This is a genomic window from Streptomyces coeruleorubidus, assembly GCF_008705135.1.
Lineage (GTDB): Bacteria > Actinomycetota > Actinomycetes > Streptomycetales > Streptomycetaceae > Streptomyces > Streptomyces coeruleofuscus.
Genome location: NZ_CP023694.1, coordinates 6,719,808 through 6,741,542, shown reverse-complemented (window position 1 = coordinate 6,741,542; position 21,735 = coordinate 6,719,808). Strand labels below are relative to the sequence as shown.

Genomic DNA, 21,735 nt, shown 5'->3' with positions numbered 1-21,735 from the left:
GGCGTCAGCTGCTGCTGACCGTCAGGTTGTTCGTGGTGAAGTTGAGTCCGCCGGACGACGAGGTGACCTCGTAGCCGAACTGGACGTCACCGATGGTCTCGTTGCCCATCCAGCGCTTGGTGTCCTTGATCCACTTCAGGATCGGCAGGATGTTGACGGTGCCGGAGTTGGAGTCGGACGTCCGCAGGAACGAGAAGACCTCGTTGCTGCCGTTGCTGCCCTTGTAGACGTTCCAGGTGTGGCCGCCGAGGCTGACGGAGCCCTGGGAGGTGCCGATCGGGCCGACCGCTCCGTTGTAGTTCACCCAGAGCATGATCTCGTAGTCGTAATCCGTGTCCCAGACGTCGTACGACGAGTTGTACGCGCCGGACGACGGGACGGAGACGTTGTAGCTGCTGGAGAGGGAGCGCAGCGAGTCGATCGACTTGTTGATCACCTTCTTGGAGTTCGGGTACGACTTGATGCCGCCGGTGTTGGGGTGGTCGGCCCAGACACCCCAGTTGGTCCCGGAGTTGGCCCACGTGCACTGACTGCCGGCGCCGGAACCCCAGATGTTGTTGTAGAGCGTGTAGCCGTTCAGGCTCGTGTTGCCCCACTGGTCGCAGGAGTTCCAGACGGCGGCGGAGGCGGGGGCGGAGGCGAGGCCTATGGTGGCGCCGAGCGCCAGGGCGGGGGCGAGCAGGGCTTTGGTGACCCTGCTCAGGGTGCGTGATGCCATGGTGTCCCTTCCATGGGTGGGGGGATGGGGGGAGCTACCACTCCCTCAGGGTGAGGGCGTGGTCTTCTCCGGCGACCAGGTGGAGGGATTGCGTGCCGGAGGAAGTCCGCAGTTCGACGCGGTGGGTGCGGCCCGGCCGGATGACGGCGGCCGCGCCGTCCGGGGACCAGGTGAGGTCGATCTCGGCCCCGAACCGGGTGCGCACACCGCGTAGTGCGCCGCTGGGGCACGCCGTCGGCAGCGCGGGCAGCAGGACCAGCCGGTCCGGGGTCGACTGCACGAGCATTTCGATCAGCACGGCGGGCAGGGTGTGCGCGGCGTCGGCGTTGTAGACGTTCCGGTTCGGGTAGTGGGCGCTCATCAGGGACGCGTGGAAGAAGTCGCCGTCCAGGACCTGGCCGAGGGCGTGGGCGACGCGGTCGCCGTCCCTGAGCCGGGCCGCGATGAGCGCGTGGTGCAGGTGGCCGTGCGCGGAGTCGTTCTCGGCGCCGCGCAGTTCGAGGGCGCGGTGCGCGGCGGCCGCGAGCTCGGGGGTGTCGTAGGGGGTGATCTCGTCGAGCGGCCAGACGCCGTAGAGGTGGCTGAGATGGCGGTGGTCGTAGGAGTCCTCCAGGCCCGGCCAGGCCCATTCCGCCAGAGCTCCGTCCGCGTTGATCCGGTGCGGTGGGAGACGGTCGGCCAGGGCCTGCCAGCGGTCGGCGTCGGGGCCCGGGTGGCAGGCGGCGGCCGTGCGCAGGGCGTGGCGGGCCGCGGAGAGGTCCATGGCCGCGTTGAGGGTGCCCCAGCTCGCGTTGGCGGGGCGGTTCTCGGGCGAGTAGGAGGGGACGACGACGAGCCGGCCGTCCTCGTCCGTGCGGGTGAGGAAGTCCTCGTAGAACAGGGCGACTTCGGCGAGCACGGCGGCGGTGCGCGGGTCGCGGGTGCCGTTGGTCTCGTCGTGGTCGACGAGCGGCTTGAGCAGCCAGTCGGCGCCGGCGGTCCACAGGTGCAGCGGGTACTCGCGGCTGAAGTGGTACGAGTGGCCGGACTCGCCGTCGGTATGGGCAGGGGCGACGGCGCCTCGGGTGCCGAAGACCGCGCGGGCGTTGTCGCGCCAGTCGGGGAGCTGGCGCTGGATCAGTGAGGCGTGGGCCTCGGTGACCTCGGGGAGGGCGGCGGCAGCGGCCGACGCGGTCTGGAGGTTGAGGTTGGCGTCGTTGGTGAACGCTCCCGACCAGGCCGTGTTCCAGTCTCCGGTCCACAGTCCGGTCAGGCGGGGCGGGAAGAGGCCGCTGGCGGACAGCAGGTGGTAGCGGCCGGCCGCGAACAGGCGCTCCAGCAGGGCGGCGCTGCGGGGCCGTTTCAGCAACTCCGAGCCCGGCAACGCCCGTTCGGCCGGGTCGGCGGCCAGGTCGAGGGTGACGCGCTCGTAGGCGCTGCGGTGCAGGGCGGCGTGGCGGGCGAGGAGCTCGTCGTACCCGGTGGGCAGGTCGCGCAGGGCACGGCCCTCGGCGACCACGTCCAGCTCGCCGGTGTGCCGGTGCACCCGGGTGAGGAGCAGCACGGAGCGTGCTCCCTCGACGTGTGCGCCGGGGGGCGTGAGGGTCGTCGTGCCGCCGGTGGCGGCGAGCAGGGTGACGCCGGTGCAGGCCAGGTCGCTGTCCGGGTAGCGGGCGCGCAGGCTCAGCAGGGCGCCCTCGGGGGTGAGGACGGCTCCGTGGCCGACACCCAGTCCGGCGGGGGCGCCGGGCAGCCGGTGGTCCAGGTCGATGTCGAGGGTGAGGCCGGGCCCGGTGACCTGCTGGACGATCACGTCGTCGGCGCGGGAGACGAAGAGGCGGCCGGCCCAGCCGGCACAGGTCGTGCTCACCACGCCCGTGGTGAAGTCGACGTCGCGCCGGTAGCCGGGGCAGTCGCCCGGCGGCCGGCGCAGCCGGATCTGGAAGGCGGGGTGGAAGGGCTGCACCCACTGGAGCGGCCGGCCGTCGGTGAAGCTCTCGGCCGCGGTCGTGTCGCCCGCCAGGAGGCGGTCCTGGAGGGCGGGGAGGTCTGCGGCCAGTTGCGGAGGCCGGGGGTCCCTGCCGTTGGGCCGCACCAGGGTGTGGTGCGTGACGACGACCCGCTCGTCGTTCGGGTCGCCGAACACGAGGGCACCGTGGTGGCCGTTGCCGCTCAGGAAGCCGTCCTCCCAGCGCGCTGCCGGGTGGGGCTCCCACGTGCCGTGGACGGGTGCGGAGTCGGTCATGGCCGGAGCACCGCCGCCCCGTAGCGGCCGAGGGTGACCCGGTCGGTGACGGCCGTCCCCGTCAGCAGGTCCTGGTGCGTGCCGGGGACCTCGACGGTCACCGGCTCGCGGCCGTGGTTGAGCACGAACAGCACCTCGCCCCTCAGGACGGCCTCGACCTGCTCGGGGAGGCCGTCGAGCACCGGCCGGACGCCCGCGTCGCCGGCGATCCGGGCCAGCAGCTCGCGCAGGGCCTCGGGCTCCGGGAGCGTGGAGACGTACCAGGCCCGGCCCTTGCGCAGTACGGCGGGCATGCCGTCCAGTTCGCCGCCCTTGTAGCAGGCCGTGTGGTCGGGGTCGGCGGGCTCGATCTCCTCGGACCACAGCGTGCCGTGGAAGCCCTCGCAGGCGACGGTCTCCCCCGCGTCCAGCGGCCACCACTCGTGCAGCGTGCGGATGCCGAACAGCTCCCTCAGCCGGGCATCCATGCCGCCGGGGCGTACCCGGTCGTCCTCGTCGGCGACGCCGGTCAGGAAGCCGCAGACGAGGGTGCCGCCGCCGCGGGCGAAGGCCAGGAGGTTGTCGATCGCCGCGTCGGTGAGCGCGTAGAGCTGGGGCACGACGACCACCGAGTACGGCGTCAGATCGTGCTCGGGGTGGGCGAAGTCGCAGGTCAGGTGCGCCTGCCAGAGGGCCTGGTGCCAGGCGCGCAGGACGTCCGGGTACTCCACCCGGCTGGACGGGCGGCCGTCCTGGGCGCCGGCCCACCAGGCGTTCCAGTCGTGCAGGACGGCGACGTTCGCGGTGATGTGCCGGCCGGTCACCTGGGGTGCGATCCTCGCCAGGTCCGCGCCGAGCTGCTTGACCTCCTGGTACGTACGGCCCTCCGCCCCGGCGTGGCTGACCATGCCGGAGTGGAACTTCTCCGCGCCCTGCCGGGACTGCCGCCACTGGAAGTAGCAGACGGCGTCGGCGCCCCGGGCCACGGCCTGGAGGGACCACAGCCGGTTGAGGCCGCGCGGCTTGGGGTGGTTCACGCCCCGCCAGTTGACCGGCCCGGCCGCCTGCTCCATGAGCATCCACGGTCCGCGTGCCTGGGAGCGGGTCATGTCCTGGACGAGCGCGCCGTTCTGGGCGCCGAGCGGGTCGCGCGGGTCGGGGTAGATGTCGACCGAGACGACGTCCTCCTCCTCGGCCCAGCGCCAGGCGTCCTGGCCGACCCACAGCGGCATGAAGTTGCTGGTCACCGGGGTGTGCGGGGTGTGACGCCGGACGATGTCCCGCTCGGCGGTGTAACACTCCAGGAGCATGTCGGAGGTGAAGCGCCGGAAGTCCAGGACCTGGCCGGGGTTGCGCATGTAGTGGGGCAGGCGGGGCGGCAGGATGCCGTCCCAGCAGTCGTAGCCCTGGCTCCAGAAGGCGGTGCCCCAGGCCTGGTTGAGTGCGTCGAGCGTGCCGTACTTCTCGCGCAGCCAGCGGCGGAAGGCTGCCGCGGCCTCGTCGCCGTAGTCGAAGGTGCAGTACTCGTTGTTGATGTGCCACATCGTCAGGGCCGGGTGGCCGCCGTAGCGGGCGGCCAGGTCCTCGGTGATGGCGGCGGCGTAGCGCCGGTAGGTGGCGCTGGAGTGCGAGAAGTGCTGCCGGCCGCCCCACCACTCGGTGCGGCCGTCCTCGGTGACGGGCAGGGTGTCGGGGTGCAGCCGGCCCATCCAGGGCGGGGGCGAGGAGGTGGGAGTGGCGAGGACGACACCGATGCCGTTCTCGTGCATGAGGTCCATCAGCGTGTCCAGCCAGCCGAACTCCCGTGCGCCCGGCTCCGGTTCCAGCTTCGACCAGGAGAACACCCCGAGGGTCACGGAGTTGACGCCGGCGTCCTTCATCAGCCGGACGTCCTCGTGCCAGACCTCCTCCGGCCACTGCTCCGGGTTGTAGTCGCCGCCGAAGAGGAGCCGCCCCCGGGTGGCATCGCTCAGCGCGGGCTGTTTCCTCCCGGTCATCGGGCAGGCTCCCCGTACTGCACTCCGCGCCCGTTGGTGGCGATGTACACGCGGCCGTAGACGCGCGGGTCCCCGCTGATGGCCGCGCCGATCCAGCCCCACTGGTGCTGGTCGTCGTTGATCCGGGTCCAGCTCTTCGCCTCGTCGTCGGAGCGGTACACGGCGGTGATGCTCTCGGTGGAGCCGACCATGTAGAGCGCCGGGTAGGAGGCGCCCTCGGCGGCCTTGCCGAAGCCGAGGGTGTACGACGCCCAGCAGCTCCCGACCTTGGTGAAGGTCGCACCGCCGTCGGTGGAGCGGTACAGCCCGTTCCACTTCAGGCTCAGCCACAGGTCGCCGGAGCGGCCCGGAGCCACGGCCAACTGGAACTCGGTGTCGCCCGAGTTCAGGCCGGTGGCCCGCGCGGTGAAGGTCCGGCCGCTGTCGGTGCTGGCGTGGAGCGTGCCGGTGGTGGTGTCGAAGGCGTAGAAGCGGATGGGGTCGATCGGGTCCGCGACGGGGACCGCCCCCTTCGGGAAGGAGGCCACCTCGGACCAGCTTTTCCCGTTGTCCGCCGAGCGGAAGCCCGGGTTGCCCGTGCCGAAGGACCACAGCAGCACGCTGCCGTCGGCGTTGGTGGTGATCGGTCCCGGCGCGGACTTGGCCATGGACGGCTGTGACTCGAAGGGGGCCCAGGTCTTGCCGCCGTCGTTCGACCAGGCGCCGTTGCCGTTGTCGCCCCAGCCGGCCCGCACGACGTACGACGGCTTGGCCGCGGCGAGCGCGAGCCCGGTCGACGTGCCGAACACCGGGTTCGACGCCATGCCCCGCGAGGGGGACGCCGTGAGCCGCTCGTGGTACATCACGCCGATGTCCCCGGACCCGCTGATCAGGTGCGCCTCTCCGGCCGGAGGGGAGATCAGCTGACGGATGGACGCCTCCTCCACACCGCGGATCTGCGGGGCCCAGCGCTTGAGGTCGCGGGTGCCGTAGAGGGTGGCGCCGGTGCCGTAGACGATGTGCCGGGAGTCGTACGGGTCGAGGGCGACGGCCTGGATCCACCAGCCGAACTTGGGCTCGTCCCCGCCCCACTTGAGGTACGGCGTCTCGGACACGTCGAAGACGGCCTTGTCCTTCAGGGACGTCCAGGTGCGGCCGCCGTCGGTGGAGCGGAACACGGTGTCGATCTCGGCCCAGCGGTTGTTGGTGGAGACGACGAGCGTGCCCGGGCGGCGGGCGTCGACGGCGACCCCGCCGTAGCCGAAGGCGTCGGCGGAGCCGTCGGCCGTCGTGCCGCCCGGCTTCACGGGCGTGACCTCGGTCCACTTCCCGGTGGTCGTACGCAGCTTGTGCACACTGCCGTCGGACTGGCCGTTCGGACCCGGGGCGTTGGCGTACGTCACGTACAGCTCGCGGGTGTGCCGGTCGAACGCGGCCCGGATCGGGACTTTGGCGGCGGTGCCGGCGGGCTGCCCGGGGACGGCCTCCCAAGCGGTGCCGTCGGCGGTTCTGTAGAGGTTCGCGGAGGTGCCGTCGGAGTCGCCCCAGCCGGCGTAGACGGCACGACCCGCGGCGACGAGGAGCGTGATGCCCTGGCCGGTGGCGCTCGGGGTGGCCGGGAAGCTCACGGCCTTCCAGGTGGCGCCCCGGTCGGTCGACTTGAGCAGCCCGTCGTGCCGGGTGCCGAGCCACAGGGTGTCGCTGTCCCGCGGGTCGACGAGCAGCCGCTCCCCGCAGCCGCGCCCGTCCTCGTTGGCCCCGAGCTTCACGGTGAGGTCGGCGCGCTTCCAGGTGGCGCCGCGGTCCTCCGACCGCAGCACCGCCCCGTTGCCGGCCCACGACTGGGCGTACGTGCCGAGGGCGAGGTACAGCCGGTTCGGATGCGCCGGGTCGACGGCCATGGCCTCCACACCGAGCAGGTTCCAGTCGTCCCAGCCGAGGTGGTCGGTCAGCGGGGTCCAGCGGTCGGTCCGGTCGTCCCAGCGGTAGGCGCCGCCGATGTCGGTGCGCAGGTAGGCGAGCCCCTTGACGGAGGGGTGGAACAGCACACCGGTGATGAAACCGGTGCCGCCCTGGGCGGCGCCGCGCCAGCGGTACCCGTTCTTCGCGGGGGTGGCGGTGGCTTGTGCGCGTCCCTGGGCGAGCGGCAGGGAGACGGCTGCGGCGGCGACCGCGGTCCCGGCCAGCACGGAACGTCTGCTGAGGTGAAACGTGCTCATGACATACCTCGTTCTCGCAAGAGGGGGAAGTAGGTGCCCTCAGGGGCGCGGGGAACTGCGCGACAAGCCGCGAAGCAGCCCCGGACGACGAACAGCCGGCAGCCCTGAGGTCAGCCCTTCACGGCCCCTGTGAGCATGCCCTTCTTGAAGTGCCGCTGGACGAAGGGCGACAGCACGGCAACCGGCAACAGGGCCATCACCATGACCGCCATCTGCACCGCCAGCCCCGACAGCTGACCGGTCTTGATGGCCTGGCCCAGGCCGACCGGTGCTTCCTGCTTCTGCACGAGCTGGATCATGACGTTCTGCAACGGCATCATGTCCTGGTCGTTCAGGTAGAGCGACGCGTTGAACCAGGCACTCCAGTACCCGACGGCGTAGAACAGTGTGATCACCGCGAGGACGGCCCGTGACAGCGGCATGACGATCTGCCGGAGGATGCGGAAGTCTCCGGCACCGTCGATACGTGCGCTGTCGATGAGTTCCTGCGAGATCCCCATGAAGAAGCCGCGCAGTACGAGGATGTTGAAGACGCTGATCGCGCTCGGCAGGATCAGCGCAAGATAGCTGTCCATCAGGCCGAGGGACTGCACGAGCAGGTACGTGGGGATGAGGCCGGCGCTGAAGAACATGGTCGCCAGCAGCGTCATCAGGATCCAGCGGTGGCCCAGGGATCCGCTCCGGGAGAGGCCGTAGGCGCACAGCACGGACACCGCCATGGAGAACAGCGTGCCGACCAGGGTGACGAGGATGCTGATGATCGCGGCGCGGGTGACCTGGCCGCCGCTGAGCAGTTCCTGGTACGCGATGAGAGTGATGCCCTTGGGCACCAGCACCAGGCCCCCCGCCTCGTCGATGGTCTTCCGCGAGGACAGGCTGGTGACGATCACGATCCACAGCGGGAAGAGGATCGCCAGGCAGGCGAACGACAGGGCGATGCCCTTGCCCGCGAGGCCGGCCTTGGAAGGCTCCTCCTCCCACGCGGGGCGGGGCGGCGCGGCCCACGGGCGCGACTTGTTCGCCGGTTTCTCGATGACGGCGGTCACTTCTTGTACACCCCCTGCTCGCCCATGAGATGGGCCACCTTGTTCGCGGCGAGGACCAGGCCGATGCTGACCACGCCCTTGATGAGACCGGCGGCGGCCGCGTAGCTGAAGTCCTGGTTGCGCACGCCGTTCCACCACACGAAGGTGTCGAGGACCTCTCCCGCACCCGGTCCGACGGCGTCGCGTTGCAGCAGGATCTGTTCGAACCCGACAGTCAGGGCGTCGCCGACGCGCAACACGAGCAGGAGCGCGATGACCGGCCGCAGGGCGGGGAGGGTGACGTGCCACATGCGGCGCCAGCGTCCCGCGCCGTCCATCGCGGCGGCCTCGTACAGGTCCGGGCTGACCGACGCCAGGGCGGCGAGGAAGACGATGATCCCCCACCCGGCGTCCTTCCACACGCTCTCCGCGGTGAGCAGGAAGGGGAAAGTGTCCGGGTTGGTCATGATGTCGATGCCGTCGTACCCGTTCTGGCGCAGCAGCTGGGAGAGCATTCCCGCGCCGCCGAACATCTGCTGGAAGACGGCGATGACCAGCACCCACGAGAAGAAGTGCGGCAGGTAGAGCACCGCCTGCGCGACGGCCCGCACGCGAGGCCGGACCACGCTGTTGATGAGCAGAGCGAGCAGGATCGGGATCGGGAAGAACAGCAGGAGCTGGACGAAGAACAGCACCAACGTGTTCTCGACGGCGTTCCAGAAGGCCGAGTCCTCGAAGATCCGCTGGAAGTTCTCCACGCCCACGAAGGGGCTGTTCAGGATGGAGATGATGCCGTTGTCGCTGATGTAGGGGTCGTAGTCCTGGAAGGCGACGACATTGCCGAGGATGGGCAGGTAGTTGAAGACCAGCACCAGCAGGACGGCCGGCAGCGTCATGAGCACCAGGACGCGATCGCGTCGGAACCTGTGCCGGAGGCTCAGCTTGCCCGCAGGTGGCTTCTCCCGGAAACCGGTGGTGTCACCGGACGCCACCGGGACCTTCTCGGGCGTTCCGGCCTCGGTGCTGCTCCGAGGCACCGTGCTGTGGGACACGGCAATTCTCCTTGCCTCAGAGCCTGGTCAGCTCGCCGCCGAGCCGTTCTCGTCGAGAAGCTTCTGGTACCAGTCGCGCAGCTTGTCGCCGCCCTTGCTCTTCCAGTCGGATACGAACTGCTGCATGTCGCTGATCTTCTTCCGGCCGCGGACGATGTCGTCCTCGAGCTGCTCGGCGTCGTTCGAGAGGTTGGTGTACCGGGCGGGCTCGGTGATCTGCATGCCCCAGAAGGAGGACTTCTTGGCGAGGGCGCCCATGCGCTGCTGCCACTCGACCTGGCCCTTGGCGACCTCGGGGAAGTCAGGGTGCGCGAGGGTCGCGGCGGGGCTCGCGACCATGACGTAGGCGTTCATCACCTCGATGTTGCCCTTGTCGGACTTGACGGGGACGCCGTCCTTGACGGTGTAGTGGGTGCCTTCGACGCCGTAGTTGGTCATCATGTACTCCTTGGTGCCGTACGGCGCCGCGGTGACATTGGCGACGGCCAGCACGTCGCGGATGACCGACTCGGAGGCCTTCTTGCTGACGAAGGCGAAGATGCCGGCGGGCTGGTCGGCCCACAGGATGGGGTCGCCGCCGTCGTGGCCCCAGACGTCCATGCCCCAGATCTTGAAGTCCGGGTTCTGAGTGGCCTGTTCAGCGGTGCGGCCCCACCACTGGGAGATGTTGTTGGGGTAGATCAGGAACTCGCCCGCCGCGAACTTGGGGCCCGCATCGGGGGCGTTCTTGCCCATCTTGGAGTCGGGGTGGACGACCCCGGCGGCGAAGAGCTTCCGGGACCACTCCAGCGCCTCGAGGAACTCCTCGGTCTCGATGCGGTTGACGAGCTTGCCGTCGACGAGGTTCCAGCCGAGCGGCTTCTCGCTGCCCGAGAGCACACCGAAGGCCTGGAAGGCGGTCCACTTCATGTCCAGGCAGGCCCACCGCTTGGCCTTGGCGTTGGTGATCTCCTTGGCCAGGGCCATGAACTCGTCGCAGGACTTCGGGACTTCGTAGCCCTCCTTCTCGAAGATGTCCTGCCGGTACAGGGGCACCATGGAGGGGGCGGACGGCGCCGGCATGGGCAGGCCGCGCAGCTTGCCGCCGAAGATGGAGCGCTGCCAGGCGTCGGTCGGGATCGCCGCGAGGTTCGGGTACTCCTTGACCTTGTCCCCGGACAGGTAGGGGCCGAGGTCGGCGAACTTGCTGATGATGGCGCTGGGTATCTTGCCGCCCATGTTCCACCCGGGGACGACCACCACGTCCGGGACGTCGCTGGAGGCGAGGACCGCGCCGAGCTTCTGGTCGTAGGTGTTGCCGTCCTGGTTCTGCCAGACGACGTCGACGCCGATCAGGTCGTTCATCGCCTTGTAGTAGGCGTTGTTCTGCTTCGGCGGCGAGCCCCAGAACGGCGCCATGACGGTGACTTTGCCGCCCTTGCCGAGCTGTTTCGGGACCGAGGTCTTGAGGGTGGAGAGATCCAGCTTGCTGGTGAAGCCGATGGCCGAGCCGTTCTTGGCGGGGATGTCCGGCTTCACCACGTTGGTCGCCACGTACGCCGGCAGGATCTTCTTCGCGTCCTTCCCCGAAGTGGTGCCGTCCTGCCCCCCGCCGCCCGACCCGCCGCAGGCGGAGAGCAGCGGCATTCCCCCCGCCACCGCTGCGGTGGCGACCGCCGTGGAGGCGAGGAAACTTCTCCGGCTCGGTCCGGAGGAGGCGGAGGCGGCGTTCGGCGTCATTGCGTCAACCCTTCATGGCGCACCAGGACACCCGGCGGTGGGCCGTCGGCTGCGGTGTCTCGAGTGGAACTGGCTGAGCCGAAGCGAGCTTTCGACCCAGCAGGGGCTGTCGTAGTCGAAGCGCTTCGATGTTGCTGTGAGGTTAAGTGAACGCCCAGGGGTGCACAAGGGTCGTCCCCAAACTTCCTCGAAGGCACGAGAGGGGACCGTTCCTCTTGCACGGCTTGAAGGGACGGCACCGGTCTCTTGACACCCGACCCGTCGTCGACCCAGCATCGAAGCGCTTCGAAAGCGCCTGGCCGCTCCACCGCAAAGGGATCCCACGTGACCGCACACACGCCGCCCAGTCCGCCGTTCCGCGATCCGCGCCTGCCGTTCGCGAAGCGGATCGACGACCTCCTGTCGCGGCTCACGCCGGCGGAGAAGATCGCTTTCCTGCACCAGTTCGCGCCCGCCGTCGAACGGCTCGGCATCGCCGCCTTCCGCACCGGCCAGGAGGCCCTGCACGGCGTGGCGTGGATGGGCCCGGCGACGGTGTTCCCGCAGGCCGTCGGCCTGGGTGCCACCTGGAACCCGGAGCTGGTGCGGCGCGTCGGCGACGCGGTGTCCAAGGAGGTCCGCGCGATGCGCGCCAAGGACGACCGGGTCGGTCTCAACGTCTGGGCGCCGACCGTCAACCTGCTGCGTCACCCCCTGTGGGGCCGCAACGAGGAGGGCTACTCGGAGGACCCGAAGCTCACCTCGGCGATCGCCACCGCCTACACGCACGGCCTGCGCGGCGACCACCCGACCTACTGGCGCACAGCGCCCGTGCTGAAGCACTGGCTCGCCCACAACAACGAGACGGACAGGTCCACGACGTCGAGCTCGGTGCGCCCGCGGGTGCTGCACGAGTACGACATGCGTGCCTTCCGCGAGACCGTCGAGGCGGGTGCCGTGGCCGGGGTGATGCCGGCGTACAACCTGGTCAACGGCCGCCCCAACCACGTCTCCCCGTACCTGGGCGAGCATCTGCGCGCCTGGACCGACGAGGACCTGCTGGTCTGCTCGGACGCGGGCGCGCCGAGCAACCTGGTGGACTCCGAGCACTACTTCGACACGCACGAGGAGGCCACCGCGGCCTCCCTCGTGGCGGGCGTCGACAGCTTCACGGACCACGGCACGGACTCCTCGCAGATGATCGGCCGCCTGCGCGGCGCCGTGGATCGCGGACTGCTGACCGAGGCCGACGTCGACACGGCGGTGCGCCGCCAGCTCTCGGTCCGCTTCCGGCTCGGCGAGTTCGACCCGGAGTACGACCCGCACGACGCCACCAGCGAGTTCGACACCCCGGCGCACCGCGCCCTCGCGCAGGAGGCCGCCGAGCAGGCCGTCGTGCTGCTGAAGAACGACGGGCTGCTGCCGCTCGCCCCGGACACCCGGGTCGCGGTGGTCGGTCTGCTCGCCGACGAGTGCAAGCTCGACTGGTACAGCGGCACGCTCCTCCACCGCTCGACCCCGCTGGAGGCCCTGTACGAGCGGTTCGGGGCGGAGCGGGTGGAGTTCGCGGAGGGCGTGGACCGGGTCCGGCTGAAGACCTCGGCCGGGACCTTCCTGCACGTCCCCGACGCGGACGCCGACGACGAGGTGCGTGGCGCCGAGGGCGCCCTCGACCCGGCCCTGCTCGCGGGCCGCACCGACCTGCCCCCGCTCACCACCGACGCGACCGGCACCGAGCTGGCGCTGGTCGACTGGGGCGAGGGCGTGCTGACCCTGCGCGCGCCCGACGGCCGCTACCTCTCGGTCGCCGACGACGGCTTCGTCCGCGCCTCCGCCGACCAGCCGGGGGGCTGGATCGTCCAGGAGACGTTCCGTCTTGAACCGCACGGGAACGGGCACCTCCTGAAGCACCTGGGGACGGGTCGCCACGTGTGTGTCTCCGCCGACGGCGTGAAGGTTGCCGACGAAGATCCCGAGGTCTTCGAGGTGGTGGTCGCCGAGCGCGGCGAGGAGGCGGTGGCGCGTGCCGCCGCGCGGGCCGACGTGGTCGTGGTGGTGGCGGGCAACGACCCGCACATCAACGGCCGCGAGACCGAGGACCGGACGACCCTGCGGCTGCCCGGGCACCAGGAGCGGCTGCTGCGGGCCACCCGCGCGGCGAACCCGGCGACCGTGCTGGCACTGGTCTCCGCCTACCCGTACGCGGTCGACCCGGCGGACCTCCCGGCCGTGCTGTGGACCGCGCACGGCGGCCAGGCGGCCGGCACCGCCCTGGCCCGCGTGCTGGCCGGCGACGTCTCCCCCGCCGGCCGCCTCCCGCAGACCTGGTACGCCGACGACGCCGACCTGCCCGGCCTCCTCGACTACGACGTGATCGGGAGCCGGCAGACGTATCTGTACTTCGAGGGCACGCCCCTGTTCCCCTTCGGGCACGGCCTGTCGTACACGTCGTTCGCGTACGACGGCCTGTCGGCCCGGGTGGAGGACGGGTCGGTGCACGTCTCCTTCACGGTCACCAACACCGGCGACGTCACGGCCGACGAGGTCGCCCAGCTCTACACCCGGGCCGCCGACCCGTCCGTCCCGCGTCCGCGCCGCGAGCTGCTGGGCCACCGCCGCGTCGCCCTCGCCCCCGGGGCGACGGCGGAGCTGGCTTTCCAGGTCCCGCTGTCCGCCTTCGAGTTCTGGGACGTGGCCCAGGACCGGTGGCGCCTGGAGCCGGGCGCGTACGAGCTGCTGGCGGGGGCCTCCAGCGAGGACGTCCGGCTGCGGACGACCGTCACACTCGACGGCGAGCCGGCCCTGCCGCGCGCGGTCGTCGCGGGCGGTCTGGCCGCGGCCGGCTTCGACGAGCAGAGCGGCATCGAGATCGTCGACCGTACGAAGGTGTCGGGCGACGCGGTGACGCCGGCGGACGGGACGGCGGGCGAACTGGTCTACCGTGCTTGCGACTTCGGGCCCGGCATCTCCGGCGTGACGGTGGAGGTGGCCGGTGAGGGCACGGTCGAGCTGTCCCTCGACGGCGGCCCGGCGCTCGCGGTGCTGTCGACCGCCACGCCCACATCAGGCCCGTACGACTACGTCTCGCTCGGCGCGTCCGTCGCCGCCGCGGGCGTGCACGGCGTGCACGACGTGCACCTGAGACTGCGCGGCCCGCTGCGGCTCGCGCACGTCGGCTTCTCCGGTTGAGGGTCCGGAGCAGGCCGGCGCAGAGAAGGGGCCCGGCACCGGAAGGCATCGGTGCCGGGCCTCTTCGCCCAGCCTATATGAAAATGGTTCCCATGAGCTAGAGGCTGAGGCCGGTGAGCACCATCACGCGCTCGTACGTGTAGTCCTCCATCGCGAACCGCACGCCCTCGCGGCCCACGCCGGACTGCTTGACGCCGCCGTACGGCATCTGGTCGGCGCGGTAGGACGGGACGTCGCCGACGACGACTCCGCCGACCTCCAGGGCGCGGTGAGCCCGGAAGGCGGTCTGGAGGTCGTGGGTGAAGACGCCCGCCTGGAGGCCGTACTTGGAGTCGTTGACGGCGGCGAAGGCCTCGGCCTCGCCGTTCACCTTCTGCACGGTGAGGACCGGTCCGAAGACCTCCTCGCAGGAGAGGGTGACGCCGGCCGGTACGTCGGCCAGCACGGTCGGCGCGTACGAGGCGCCGTCGCGCTTGCCGCCGGTGAGCAGCGCGGCACCGGCGTCGACCGCCTCCCGGACCCACGTCTCGACGCGCTTGGCGGCATCCTCGCTGACCAGCGGCCCGACATCGGTCGCGTCGTCGCTCGGGTCGCCGGTGACCTGGGCCTCGACGGCGGCGACGATGCGCGGCAGCAGCCGGTCGTACACGGAGGCGTCCGCGATGACCCGCTGGACGGAGATGCAGGACTGGCCGCCCTGGTAGTTGGAGAAGGTGGCGATGCGGTTCGCCGCCCAGTCCAGGTCCTCGTCGCTCGCCCAGTCGGCGAGCACGACGGCCGCGCCGTTGCCGCCCAGCTCCAGGGTGCAGTGCTTGCGCGGCACCGAGTCCATGATCGCGTAGCCGACCTTCTCGGAGCCGGTGAAGGAGATCACGGGCAGGCGCTCGTCCTGCACCAGGGCGGGCATCTTGTCGTTGGCGACGGGCAGGATGCTCCAGGAACCCGCGGGCAGTTCGGTCTCGGCCAGCAGGTCGCCGATGATCAGGCCGGACAGCGGGGTGGCCGGGGCCGGCTTGAGGATGATCGGGGCGCCGGCGGCGATGGCCGGGGCGACCTTGTGGGCACAGAGGTTGAGCGGGAAGTTGAAGGGCGCGATACCGAGCACCACGCCCTTCGGGAAGCGGCGGGTGAGGGCGAGCCGGCCCTGGCCGCCGAGGTCGGTGTCGAGGCGCTGGGCCTCGCCGCCGTTGAACCGCCGGGCCTCCTCGGCCGCGAAGCGGAAGACGGACACGGCCCGGCCGACCTCACCGCGCGCCCACTTGAGGGGCTTGCCGTTCTCGGCGGAGATGAGCTGCGCGATCTCCTCGGTGCGCTCGACGAGGCGCCTGCTGACGTGGTCGAGGGCGGCGGCGCGGACGTGGGCCGGGGTGGCGGCGAACTCGTCCCGTACGGCGTACGCGGCGGCCACGGCCTCCTCGACCTGCGCGTCCGTCGGCACGCTCACCTTGCCGACGAGCCGCCCGTCCCACGGGGAGGTGACATCGAAGGTGTCCTCGCCGGTGGCCTCACGGCCGGCGAGCCAGAAGGCGTGGGTGGAAGTCATGTTGGTTCCGGCCCTTCGGCGTTGGGGGTGATCTGTGCTGCGGTTCCACGGTAGGGGCGGGGTGGCCGAAGGTCGTTTGTCCGGGGCGTAGCAATAAGGGGCGGGCACACTACGGTCTGGCTACTCGGAGCTGATCGCCTTCAGCGCGAGCCAGAGCTCCATCCGCGCGTCGGCGTCGTCCAGGGAGCGGCCGAGGATCTCCTCGACGCGCCGCATGCGGTAGCGGAGGGTGTGGCGGTGGACGCCGAGGTCGGCCGCCGCCGCGTCCCACTGGCCGTGCCGGGACAGCCAGGCGCGCAGGGAGGCGACCAGGTCGCCGCGGCCCGTGGCGTCGTGCTCGTACAGCGGCCGCAGCATCCCGTCGGCGAAGGCCCGTACCGCGTCGTCGGCCAGCAGCGGCAGCACGGATCCGGCCGCCATCTGCTCGTGCTCCACGAGGACGCGCCCGCGCCGCCGCGCCACCGACAGCGCCTGTTCGGCCTGCTTGTACGCGGCGGACGCGGCGATGGGCCCGGCCGGCGCCGACAGGCCCACGACCAGCTCGTCCTCCTCGCCCCCCGGCACCTTCTCGCGCACGCCGGCCCGGGCCGACTCCAGGGCGGCCGCGTACTCCCCGCAGGCCGCCGCGGCGGCACCGCCGTCCGCGGCCAGCACCACCAGCCGCTCCCCCTCCGGCACGACGAGGACGGCCTCGCCGGCCCGGGCCGCGGCGGACTCCATGACGTCGGCGAGTGCCGCGAGGGGGTCGCCGTTCGTGTCGGCCGCGGCGAGCGCCGCGGCGGAGGACCGGTCGGCGGCCGGGGTGCCCGTCCGGGCCTCGGCACGGGCCAGCGCGGCCGAGGCCGACACCGGCACCCGCTCCGCGACCAGCATCCGGAACGGCGCGTCCAGCAGCCCGCCGTACAGGTCCCCGGCGACCGCGCGCGCGTGGTCCGGCTCCCCGGCCAGCAGCATGCGCAGCACCGCAGCGCCGATCCGCTGCTCGGCCGCCTGGAGGGACCGGGAGCGTTCCGTGGTCAGGGTCAGCAGGGCGATGGCCGAGTGGAGGGCGTAGCGCTCGGCGGTGCCGAGGGCGGCGGCGGTGCCCACGGCGAGGGCCGCCCGGGGACGCCGGCCGGTGCCGATGGTGTGCAGTTCGACCCGGTCCTCGTTCTCCGGTCCGCCGACCACCGACGAGGCGGGCGCGGGCCGCTCCCGCAGCCGCTGCACGTCGCCGGTGAGCCGCGCGGCCCGCCGCCCCGCCCACTCGGGTGCCGTGGCGACGACGGCGCCCGAGGCGTCGTACAGCGCGGCCCATCCGTCGACCTGCGAGGCCAGCGCGGCCAGCAGCCCCTCGGGCCCGCCCGTCTGCGCCTGCCTGGTCAGCTCCCGCTGGGCGGCGAACCCGGCCGTGACGGCCCGGTACTGGTCGGCGGCGATCGCGGCGGACACGGCCTTGCTGATGGCGAGGAACGGCGTCCGGCGCGGCACCTCCAGCAGCGGCAGGCCCTCCTCCTCGGCCGCGTCGACGAGCGCCTTGGGGATCTCCTCGTAGTTGACGCCGACGGCGAAGCCGAGCCCGACCACCCCGGCTCCGGCCAGCCGCCGTACGTAACGGCGCATGGCCTCCGGGTCCTCGGCGTCCAGCTTGAGCGCGGTGATCAGCAGCAGTTCCCCGCCCTCCATGTAGGGCACGGGGTCGGCGAGCTCGCTGACGTGCGCCCAGCGGACCGGCACGTCGAGGCGGTCTCCGCCCGCCCGCACGGTGAGTTTCAGCGCGGAGTGGTGGACGAGCGAGGCGAGCGTCGGGGGCATGAGGCCTTCAGGTCTGCGTCAGGACGTGTGTGATCTTTGTGGGCTTTTGGCCGCCACGTATGAACGACCTGTGACGATTCTGCCTCACCGTACGATCCCCGCGTACCGGCACCGGCCGGAAGACGTCAGCCCCGAAGATCCACCAGCAGCGGTGGCGCGTGCTCGCCCTTCACATCCGTCAGCGACAGCACCGCGTGCCCGGCCGGCACCCCGTGCGCCAGCTCGGAGGCGGACCAGCGCTCCCGCTCGACCTGCCGCACGGTCACCGCCCGCGCGGTCGGGGCCTTGCCGGTGATCACCCGGCGGAGCATGTGCACGGCCTTGCCCGCGGGCGTCTCCGCGATGATCTGCCGGTCGGTGACGTCCCGGGCCTCGATCCACTCCTTGCCCCAGACCTCGGCGAAGTCCTGCCCGTCCCACGGGGTGAGCCCCGACAGGGCCATCCGGCAGCCGGTGGCCCCGAGCAGCGGCCCGCGCAGCGGCCGGGGCACGTCGTCCAGCGTCCGCAGGGTCAGCACGACCCCGGCGTTGCCGGACCGCAGCCGCTGGATGCCGCGCACGGCCTCGGGCGTCACCACCCCGGTCGCGTCGTCGAGCACCAGGCAGGCGAACAGCGACCGGTCCTCCCGTACGGCGACACTCGCCGTGAACTGCGCGAGCACCAGCCGCGCCAGCATCCGGGAGGCGTCGGCGTGCCCGCGCTCGGGCAGGTCGATCCGCACCCGCACGGGATGGTCGAGGGCCTTGAGGGTGAAGGGCCGGGTGCTCCCGGAGGTGTCGAAGAAGGAGGCGAAGGCGGGCCGGTCGAGCAGCGCGACCCGATCCGCGAGCACCCCGCCGACATCACCCGGCTGCCCCATCTGCCGCTCCCGCGCGTCCAGTTCGCGCAGCAGCGACTCCTGCCCGGCGTCCTGAAGCCCCTGCCGCAGCGCGGCCAGCGGTCGCGGCGCCCCGTCCAGCAGCTGCCGGAGCTCCGGTACGGACGGAAAACGCCCGTGCACGGCACGGAACGGACCGAGCAGCTGGGCGAGCACGGTCGTGGAACGCCGACTGTCACTGCCCGGGTGCGGATCGGCGAGATCCCCCACCAGCGCCTCGGCGAGCACGGCCGCGGCCTCGTCCGGGTCGTCCGTCCCGCCGTACAGATCCAGGTCGTACTCCGACTCCTGGTTCCCGATCCGCACGACGACGTCATAGGCGTCGGCCGGCCCGAGCCCGGCCCCCGCCGCCCCGACCACGACCACGGCGGCCCGCCCGGCGAGAGCGTGCAGACACAGCGACTCGGCGAGCGGCCGCACGACGGCCCCGGTCTTTCCGGAGCCGGCGGGGCCGACGGCCACGAGCGAGGTGCCGAGCAGGTCGGGCCCGAGGCCCAGTCCCGCCCCGCGGTAGGTGTACGGGTTGCGGGAGTCCTCCACGGTCGTCCCCAGCCGTACCTGGCCGGTCATCAGGTCGTGCCGCGCGAGGCGGGCCGGCAGGTCGCGCTCCCCGGAGGGGTGGAGGCAGGCGGCGGCGCCGTCCCGCAGGACGGTGGAGCTGAAGGTGGCGAGGCTGTGCCGTCCGGTGCGCACGCCCTGCCAGGCACGGAGGATCCGGGCATGGTCGACGTCCCCCATGAGCCCGGAGCGGGCCTCGGCGGCGAGCCGCTCGGCGGCGTCGACGGCTCCGGCGGCGCGGAGCTCGTTCCACTGGGCCGGATCGTCCTGGGCGCTCGGCTGGGCTTCCTGGGACTCCGGTCGGCGCAGGCGCGGGGCGACGAAGCGGCGCCACACCTCGCCCCAGCGGCCGAGCCGGCTCACCCCGACCATGATCGCCAGGGCGACGAGCAGCTCGTACCCCCGGTACACGACGAAGGTGCCGGTCTCGCCGATGCCGCTGTCGGCGCCGCGCCAGGCGTCGGGAACGATCAGGTCGAACGGCACCCACCACCAGTTGCCGAGATAGCCGTTCTGGAGCAGCGACCAGATCAGCCATCCCACCAGGAAGGCGATCAACGCCCCGCTCAGCAGCTGCCTGGTGGGGATCTCCTCGGGCTGCTCCGCCGGCCGCGGCCGGTGCCCGAACCGCCACACGCCCGGCGGCGCCTCGGGCCGTGGCGTGCGCAGCCAGGTCAGGAAGGAGGAGCCGTCCGGCATCGGGGGCACCCCGGGCGCCCGGGCCGGCCGGGGTGGCACAGCGGACACGCCCGGCGCGGCGCCATGGCCGTTCGGCGGCGTGCCGTGGCCGTTCGGCGGCACCGCGGGCACCTCCGGCGGCCCCGCCGGACGCGGCACCGGGTTCGCATGCGTACCCCGCGCCTCCTGCGTCCCGTCGCTGTCCATCGCCCTTGCCCCCTGACCAGCTGCTCCGTCGACCGTCCGCGAGCCAATCTAACGCCCTCCCCTGGGGAGTTCACCGCTTACACGGCCGGGGCGTGGGCACCAGCCCACGAGACCGCCATGTCCACCCCGGACAAGCCGCCCCTCCGACAACGCCCACATGGAGCATGCCCACCCCCCTCCCCCCGCCCTAGCCTGCGAGAAAGGAAGCGAAGTGTCCGTACACCCCCGTCCGTATCCCCCCCGTCCGCACCACCCCAGGAGCCCCGCATGACCGCACTTCCGCAGGAGCGCCGCGTCGTCACCGCCATTCCCGGACCGAAGTCGCAGGAGTTGCAGGCCCGCCGTACCGCCGCGGTCGCGCAGGGTGTGGGGTCCGTGCTGCCCGTGTTCACGGCGCGGGCCGGTGGCGGAATCATCGAGGACGTCGACGGCAACCGGCTGATCGACTTCGGGTCGGGCATCGCCGTGACCTCCGTCGGCGCCTCCGCCGAGGCCGTCGTGCGCCGGGCCTCCGCGCAGCTCGCCGACTTCACCCACACCTGTTTCATGGTCACGCCGTACGAGGGGTACGTCGAGGTCGCCGAGGCCCTCGCCGAGCTGACGCCGGGTGACCACGCCAAGAAGAGCGCGCTGTTCAACTCCGGCGCCGAGGCCGTCGAGAACGCCGTGAAGATCGCGCGGTCGTACACGAAGCGGCAGGCCGTCGTGGTGTTCGACCACGGCTACCACGGGCGCACCAACCTGACCATGGCCCTGACGTCCAAGAACATGCCGTACAAGCACGGCTTCGGACCGTTCGCGCCCGAGGTGTACCGCGTGCCCGTGGCGTACGGCTACCGCTGGCCGACCGGTCCCGAGAACGCCGGTCCCGAGGCCGCCGCGCAGGCCATCGACCAGATCAGCAAGCAGGTCGGCGCGGAGAACGTCGCCGCGGTCATCATCGAGCCGGTGCTCGGCGAGGGCGGTTTCATCGAGCCGGCCAAGGGCTTCCTGCCGGCGATCCGCAAGTTCGCCTCCGACCACGGCATCGTCTTCGTCGCCGACGAGATCCAGTCCGGCTTCTGCCGTACGGGCCAGTGGTTCGCGTGCGAGGACGAGGGCGTCGTCCCGGATCTGATCACCACCGCCAAGGGCATCGCCGGTGGTCTGCCGCTCGCCGCCGTGACCGGGCGCGCGGAGATCATGGACGCCGCGCACGCCGGCGGTCTGGGCGGCACCTACGGCGGCAACCCGGTCGCCTGCGCGGGCGCCCTGGGCGCGATCGAGACCATGAAGGAGCTCGACCTCAACGCCAGGGCGAAGAGCATCGAGGCCGTGATGAAGGCGCGCCTGTCCGCCATGCAGGACAAGTTCGACGTCATCGGCGACGTCCGTGGCCGTGGCGCGATGATCGCCATCGAGCTGGTCAAGGACCGTACGACGAAGGAGCCCCACCCCGAGGCGACCGCCGCGCTCGCCAAGGCCTGCCACGCCGAGGGCCTGCTGGTCCTGACCTGTGGCACCTACGGCAACGTGCTCCGCTTCCTGCCCCCGCTGGTGATCGGCGAGGACCTGCTGAACGAGGGCCTCGACATCATCGAGCAGGCCTTCGCACGTATCTGACGTCGGCTTCTCGTCCGCCCCGGCGCCGGATCGCGCGCATCTGAGCCGGCCTCGGGGCAGGTGAGCCGCTCCGGTTCCGCTACCGGGGCGGCGAGCGGCAGAGCGTGTGAAGAAGGTGTGCGAGGTGGATGACAGGGGGCCCTACGGCCTGTCCTCCGCCCAGCCCCTGTCGTAGGTTCTACCCAGATGAGAGATACACCCCCGCCCACAGGGGACTGTGGGTGACATCAGGCCGGGGCCTCCCCAGCTTCGACCTGGTCGTGCCCTCGCGCACACAACCGGAGCCTGAGGCTCTGGATCTCCTCACCGATCGGACAGTCGCCCGCCCCAAACCCCCCGGGGCGCGCGACGTTCCGGTCCGGACGGCCGCCCCGGAACCACCCCCCCCTGTTCCG

At 71.7% G+C, this 21,735-nt stretch carries 12 protein-coding genes; 2 read left to right on the top strand and 10 right to left on the bottom strand.

Annotated elements, in window-relative coordinates; genetic code table 11:
- Positions 1-4: 4 nt before the first annotated feature.
- The 7 genes from CP976_RS31305 to CP976_RS31275 all read right to left on the bottom strand — a co-directional run bounded on the left by CP976_RS31305 (position 5) and on the right by CP976_RS31275 (position 10,912).
- The gene (locus CP976_RS31305) at positions 5-718 is read right to left on the bottom strand and encodes a glycoside hydrolase family 12 protein (protein ID WP_150483322.1); all 714 of its coding nucleotides are present in this window, start codon (positions 716-718) and stop codon (positions 5-7) included.
- A gap of 34 nt (positions 719-752) precedes the next feature.
- Positions 753-2,942 carry a glycosyl hydrolase family 95 catalytic domain-containing protein gene (locus CP976_RS31300; RefSeq protein WP_150483321.1) on the bottom strand — a complete coding sequence of 730 codons (2,190 nt, stop codon included), beginning with the start codon at positions 2,940-2,942 and terminating at the stop codon, positions 753-755.
- A complete protein-coding gene (locus CP976_RS31295; RefSeq protein WP_150483320.1) occupies positions 2,939-4,918 on the bottom strand; it encodes a beta-galactosidase in 1,980 nt (659 codons plus the stop codon). Before CP976_RS31295 ends, CP976_RS31300 begins: the two co-directional genes overlap by 4 nt.
- Positions 4,915-7,116, bottom strand: coding sequence for a sialidase family protein (locus tag CP976_RS31290; RefSeq protein ID WP_150483319.1), 2,202 nt, complete (start codon positions 7,114-7,116; stop codon positions 4,915-4,917). Before CP976_RS31290 ends, CP976_RS31295 begins: the two co-directional genes overlap by 4 nt.
- A gap of 110 nt (positions 7,117-7,226) precedes the next feature.
- Positions 7,227-8,162: a carbohydrate ABC transporter permease gene (locus tag CP976_RS31285; protein WP_086850924.1), complete on the bottom strand. Its 936-nt coding sequence runs from the start codon at positions 8,160-8,162 to the stop codon at positions 7,227-7,229.
- A complete protein-coding gene (locus CP976_RS31280) occupies positions 8,159-9,193 on the bottom strand; it encodes an ABC transporter permease (protein WP_086850922.1) in 1,035 nt (344 codons plus the stop codon). Before CP976_RS31280 ends, CP976_RS31285 begins: the two co-directional genes overlap by 4 nt.
- 27 nt (positions 9,194-9,220) lie before the next feature.
- The gene (locus tag CP976_RS31275; protein WP_150483318.1) at positions 9,221-10,912 is read right to left on the bottom strand and encodes an extracellular solute-binding protein; all 1,692 of its coding nucleotides are present in this window, start codon (positions 10,910-10,912) and stop codon (positions 9,221-9,223) included.
- Between the two features lie 324 nt (positions 10,913-11,236).
- Between CP976_RS31275 and CP976_RS31265 the strand changes: the two genes are divergently transcribed.
- Positions 11,237-14,080 (top strand): glycoside hydrolase family 3 C-terminal domain-containing protein, encoded by a 2,844-nt coding sequence (locus tag CP976_RS31265; protein WP_150483317.1) that lies wholly within the window; start codon positions 11,237-11,239, stop codon positions 14,078-14,080.
- A 97-nt stretch (positions 14,081-14,177) separates the two neighbouring features.
- On the opposite strand, the gene CP976_RS31260 is transcribed toward CP976_RS31265, so the two are convergent.
- From CP976_RS31260 to CP976_RS31250, 3 genes are all read right to left on the bottom strand, one after another.
- Positions 14,178-15,623, bottom strand: coding sequence for an aldehyde dehydrogenase family protein (locus CP976_RS31260; protein WP_150483316.1), 1,446 nt, complete (start codon positions 15,621-15,623; stop codon positions 14,178-14,180).
- 120 nt (positions 15,624-15,743) lie between these two features.
- On the bottom strand, positions 15,744-17,417 hold the full coding sequence (locus CP976_RS31255; RefSeq protein ID WP_150483315.1) for a PucR family transcriptional regulator: 1,674 nt from the start codon (positions 17,415-17,417) through the stop codon (positions 15,744-15,746).
- Positions 17,418-17,542: 125 nt separating this feature from the next.
- Positions 17,543-19,738, bottom strand: a complete 2,196-nt coding sequence (locus CP976_RS31250; protein ID WP_150483314.1) for an ATP-binding protein — start codon at positions 19,736-19,738, stop codon at positions 17,543-17,545.
- 267 nt (positions 19,739-20,005) lie between these two features.
- On the opposite strand from CP976_RS31250, the gene gabT reads away from it, so the two are divergent.
- Positions 20,006-21,340: a 4-aminobutyrate--2-oxoglutarate transaminase gene (gene gabT / locus CP976_RS31245; RefSeq protein WP_150483313.1), complete on the top strand. Its 1,335-nt coding sequence runs from the start codon at positions 20,006-20,008 to the stop codon at positions 21,338-21,340.
- Positions 21,341-21,735 lie beyond the last annotated feature (395 nt).